This is a genomic window from Endozoicomonas sp. SESOKO3 (assembly GCF_024606255.1).
In genome coordinates, this window is record NZ_JAHHPR010000303.1 from 1 (window position 1) to 5,326 (window position 5,326).

Annotated in this window: 1 protein-coding gene; it reads left to right on the forward strand. The window is 46.5% G+C overall.

Annotated features, from left to right (window positions below; all coding sequences use genetic code 11):
- Nucleotides 1-318: 318 nt before the first annotated feature.
- On the forward strand, nt 319-5,326 hold a 5,008-nt coding region (locus KDK18_RS05380), incomplete at its 3' end, for a hypothetical protein (RefSeq protein WP_257253747.1).

The following is a 5,326-nucleotide window of genomic DNA, read 5'->3' on the forward strand; positions in this document are numbered from 1 at the left end:
TACGAGCATGGCTGGGAGAAATACTTCAGGGACAATGTACCTAAATGGTCATTCTCCCACGCAGAAAGTATTCCTTATTCTTACGCTCTGGGTAGATTCTTCGAGTCAAGGATTGCAGCGCCAGAGGAAACCCCTCCCTGAAAAAACAACTCAATTTTACTGGCGTTGAACTTTTGCCACTGTGAACTAAATTCTCTCAACAGCTTATCGCAACAGCCATGAGCGATTGACAGCCATGAGCGAATAAAAGTCGCTTCCTCGTCTACTGTAGCAATCGCTTTTCACGGCAATAAAAGCACTCAATTCCGAGGAAGTAGAATGACACATTCTCGCCCCAACGCATTAAGCCTTGCAGTGGCCATTGCAGTCTGTTCTTCCATCATTGGTACACAGGCTCTGGCCAATCGCAGACTTCAGACAAAATTTGTCGGTATTCAGGACAATGCGCAAGCGGAGCTGATCCGGAGTGAGGTCATAGTCAAGCCAACTTTAGACGATGACCAGCAGCCAATACCTAAATCCTTTACCACTACCTACCCTGATCGGACTCGATTCAGTGCATATTTCATTCCTTCTTTCACAGACATTCTTTCCGGCATCGACGCCGACGTTTCCATTGTTGATCTGTTTGAAACGGACGAGAATGACGTTGCTCAGAAATACACCAAAATCCTGAAGGTGGGTGATGAGGACGTCTTCAGGTTCACCCATAACCTTGAAGAAGAAAAACTGATCATTGAAGTCAGGGCCGGAATGACCGATCAGGATTCGGTTGAGGCTGTGCTTGATCAAATGGATAGCACCGAACCACTGGAACCGTTGACAAAAATCGCCAGACCCGCACAACTGAACGAGGTGCTCGAAGGTGCTAATGAAAGAGCAGGAAAACTCGGGACCCGTGATCACTATGTTGCCCTTGCCACCATTGAAATAGAACAAGCTGAAGTGGATGGGCGTACCTTCATGCGTCTCATCTCCGGGGGGGATCAGCCTCCTGAACTGAAACGTCTGGGTCAATCACTTTTCGTCAATGATGAGGCTCTCCTGGCAGCAGCCACCTCTGCCTATTTTCAGGTTCATGTCCTGAGAAAGGATTTACAACAGCAGGCGCTTAATGAACTGTTAAAACACAGCAAACCCATTGGATATGTTGTACACGTCGAAGATGACACGCGGGCTTACTCCGTGCCTGTGGGCTATCCAAAGCTGGAAGTAACCGAAGCTCCGGGGGAGGTTATTGTTTTCCATGGTCATATGCAGTATCCGAACGATATCGCCTTTATAGAAAACCTCCATAAATTCCTGGAAAAAGCTGAGAGTAATTACCCCGTTGATGCACTAAAAACACAGGTTAATAGCTACGATACCATGATCTATCAGTACGTTATTCGCAGCAGGCAGATGGCACTGCTGGAGGAATCAGCGGCACATTACGAACAGTACAAAACTGAATTTAAAACCTATCCACTGGCGAGGCTTGCATACTATGAATATCTCCGGCAGGCATTGACCAGTGCTACTCCGGATAATGCCTATCAATTTGAATTCACATTTGCACACATCAAAGCTGCCTGGTCTGTCATCACACCAGCCTGGTTACAGTTTCAACTCGAAAAACACTTCGGCTTCAAACCCGTAATTAGAAATCTTCTGACTAATCAACGCTTTATTCGGACGTTAAGTTCTGTTGTCAACATTATCAGCGAAACGCAGGTCGGTCCTCCCGGGGTCGACGAAGAGTTTTCTGCCAAAGTGATTAGCGACATGACCAGGCAGCTGCCTGAAATGTATAAAAGCCTGGAGGAGCTACAGACAAAAGAAGCCATAATCCTCCAGATTAGAAATAAGTTGCAGCACACAACGGGTGCAGAGGTTACCAGTGAAGAGGAAAAACTCAAAGCACAACAAATAAGCCAACGAATCGGGGATGAGCTTTTAAAGCTTCGTGCCGAAATGGAAGCGCTGGAAAACCGGGAACAGGCACTTCAGCAGGAAAGCAAACGAATTCCAGCCCTGGCACAACAACTTCGTGATGCCAGAAAGGTTTACAATTCTGAAAGAGCAACAATGCTTAGCATAGATGACTGGGATGATACCCTGCCACCAGAAGAACAAGCCACACGCACCCGGGAGAGACTTAATGAAATCTTAACAGCCGTTGCCGCACCGGGACTGCCTGAGGAAGACACTGTAAAAACAAATCTGGCCGTTATTGAAGGTCAAATCGGTATTATTCCAGATAATGAAAATGATCTGGGTGCCCGCTTTCGGTCCGTTCAAACGCATCTTCAGCAACAAAGCACCAGAACAGACGCTGCAATCAAAGCCCGCTATGCAACCATTGCCGCTCATTTAAACCCTCAGGGTGTTGATAGCAATGCAGATATTGATGCTCAAGAAGAACAACTGATTCAAAAAATTAAGACAATGAGTGCTCAAGAGCAACTTATGCGTCAGCAACTGTATAAAATGGACGATCAGCGCGAAATAGAGAATTCTTACACCAGGACCAGAAAAAGGGCTGTGGCAGCGGTTCTTGGTATTGATCTACGTGAAAACACCCTACTGGAAGACCGTGCCACCCTGGAATCAACAGTCTATTACAAGCTCTACAAACTTAAAGAGCTGGAAGAAGAGCTGGAAGACATCAGAACACCAGACCACCCCAAAGCCAGACCTGAAGTACTTGAGAAACTGGCTGCTGTGGAAAAAGTCCTGAAGATTGATGACTTAAATGGAGAGGACGATGTGTATTACCGTCGTGAAGCCATTTCTAAAGAAATTCAGACATACCTCATAAAAACCAGACTGCGAGTAGAGAGAGAAGCGCTGGAGATACTGAAAACCGTAGAAAAAATACTCGAGATCAATGTCAATGAAGGTGATGACAAAGCAACAAGACTTGGCAGGATTCGTACAAAATTTGACAACAATGAAGTCTCAGAATCCATGCTGGATACGATAGGACAAACTCTCTGGAAAGAAGACATCACAGCTGCGAGCCAAAAATGGGCAGTAAAATACGAGAAGCTTCAGAGGCGTCTTACCTTTTATGTCGAAGATGCGGATGGGCAAGTCATAAGACAAAATACAGAGTTGCTTAAAGATATAGAGGAAGAGCTGCAGATCTACTCCATTGTAAGATATAAGGCAAAAGAAAGAGGCAGGGCTTTTCTTGCCAGGCTGGCCAATGATCTGGGGGTAAAATTTGAAAACGATGCCCCCCTGTCTGACAACAAGTATGTTCTTTACAACCAAATTTGGGCATTAATGGAAGAAGTAGAGGAAGTCTGTGGCAATGAAGATGTCAAAAGAATCAGAAACAATGAGATAGCTCATCAACTCAACATTCAGGACTATAAAGATGACGCCACTATCGAAGACCAAAACATTCTCATTAACAAAAGACTTCAACAGCTGGATGAAGAAGTTTTAAAAACAGGTTTTGCTGACGTTAACGAGCATATCACGGCCATTGAAAATGAGCTTGACAGACAAATAGCTCGCCTGGGCCCCAAACCCCGATACGTCTATGATCGTGAGGTAGTCACTGTCAGGCGGGCAATAGAAGAAGCTGAAAGTGAGCTGACAGGTGTTCAACGCAAGCTGAACACGCTTCGTGACAAGCAGGTGGCATTTTTGGTGAGCCGTGCGGACCTCCAACATACTTCGGATGAAGAGGAAACACCTCTCAAACAGGGCATTAAACAACTTCAGAACGAGTTGGGTCTGGCTGCAGGTGATGAGCAAACCTTTAAAGATCGAGTAGACGACATCAAACATTTCCTGCGGACATGCAGCGCAGAAAAACGGGATGAAGTCCTTGGGAAAGCCACAAAAGCACTGAATATTCAGATAAATGGTGACCTCGGTTTACTGGAAGAAGCTGATCACTTTATTGCCAATAAAGCCTATTCAGAGAGTCATGATCAGGACGAAACCCATGAAGTCCGGGGTAAACAGCGTTTTGCCACGAAAGAGTACATTCAGGTCAGGAAATTCCTGCGTGTGCATGACAAGAAAGTGATGGATGTAAACGATGCAAGGGCTCAGGAGGATCATGCACGAACGAATCTGGTTCGTAAAGAACGGGAAATGATCGATTTTAGAATCACCGTTGGGCCGTCTGAAGCAGTACCCAGGTACGAAATGGCTCAGCTGGCTTTAGCCCTGAGACGTAAAAGTGAAGCTGTTTCCAAAGCAAAACAGGACTTGGCGGATCATGACGCGCTTCTTGAAGCCACTGAGGAAGCCGCGGGTCTTAAGCCAGACTCTACTGACACCCTTGAAGACCGGATTAATGCCCTTAGATACAAACGGGTACAACTGGTCTGGGATGGTGGTAGTGTCGGCAAGATCCGGCAACTGAATCAGGAACAGGCCAGCCTGGAAGGTGAGATTGAAATCAGGAAAGCCTGCATTGAGAGAATGAAGGATAACCTGAGGATTGCAGAGAAAGTTGTCGAAAATAACGATGATCCCTTCCAGTACACACCGAGACAGACAAAAGTTCAGGCCGCTATGAACGCCTTCACACAGCAACACCCTCTCAAGCAACAAGCCCTGGAAGCAGCCATCGGTCTGACAGAATTAGCAGCAGAAAGCGGTAATGCAGAACCGTTCCTTACGACACCATTCTTTTCGACTTTCGATTTTAAAGATGAATTTGCACCGATTCTCTTGCAGGCAATGGTTGGAGACAATCTGACCTTTGATCAGGCCATTCGGATTGTGAAAGTATTCAAGAGCCTGAAGACGACCTTCCCACCCAGCCCTTTCGAGCCAACGGAAGATCGGCCTCTGAATGTCCTGAAAAAAGTTCAGGAGCTGGTGTACAGGGCCAGGAATGAGATGGCAACCGGGGCTCAACAATACGACGGTGAAATACGCGGTATGGGCAAAAGAGCCATTCATTTCGTCGAACATGAATCAAAGGATCTGACAACTTTCCAGAAATACTTCACTGCCGGTTCTGGCAATGGTAACAAGATCATCGCTTTGCTGCGAGACGGTCTGATCAGTAAGGTTGAACTTCAAAACTACATGAAAGCCATCAGGGGTGCCGATGGTTATCAGCCAGTGGAAGAGTTTGAACACTTCCTTGGCTACAGACACGGCGTTAATGTGATTCACTTCAGTGCCGTTGTCCATATGCTGTCCGACAAGGGCGCTGAGGAATTTATGCAGAGTGCCTTTATGTTTGTCCCCGTGACTGCCACTGGTCCGGCGGGCATGCAAGAATCTATTGTCGGCATGAAAGAGTTCTCAGCGGCGGTCATCGCCAACTACGTTCTTGACGATATTGCCTTTGAAAACGGCCGCAAGA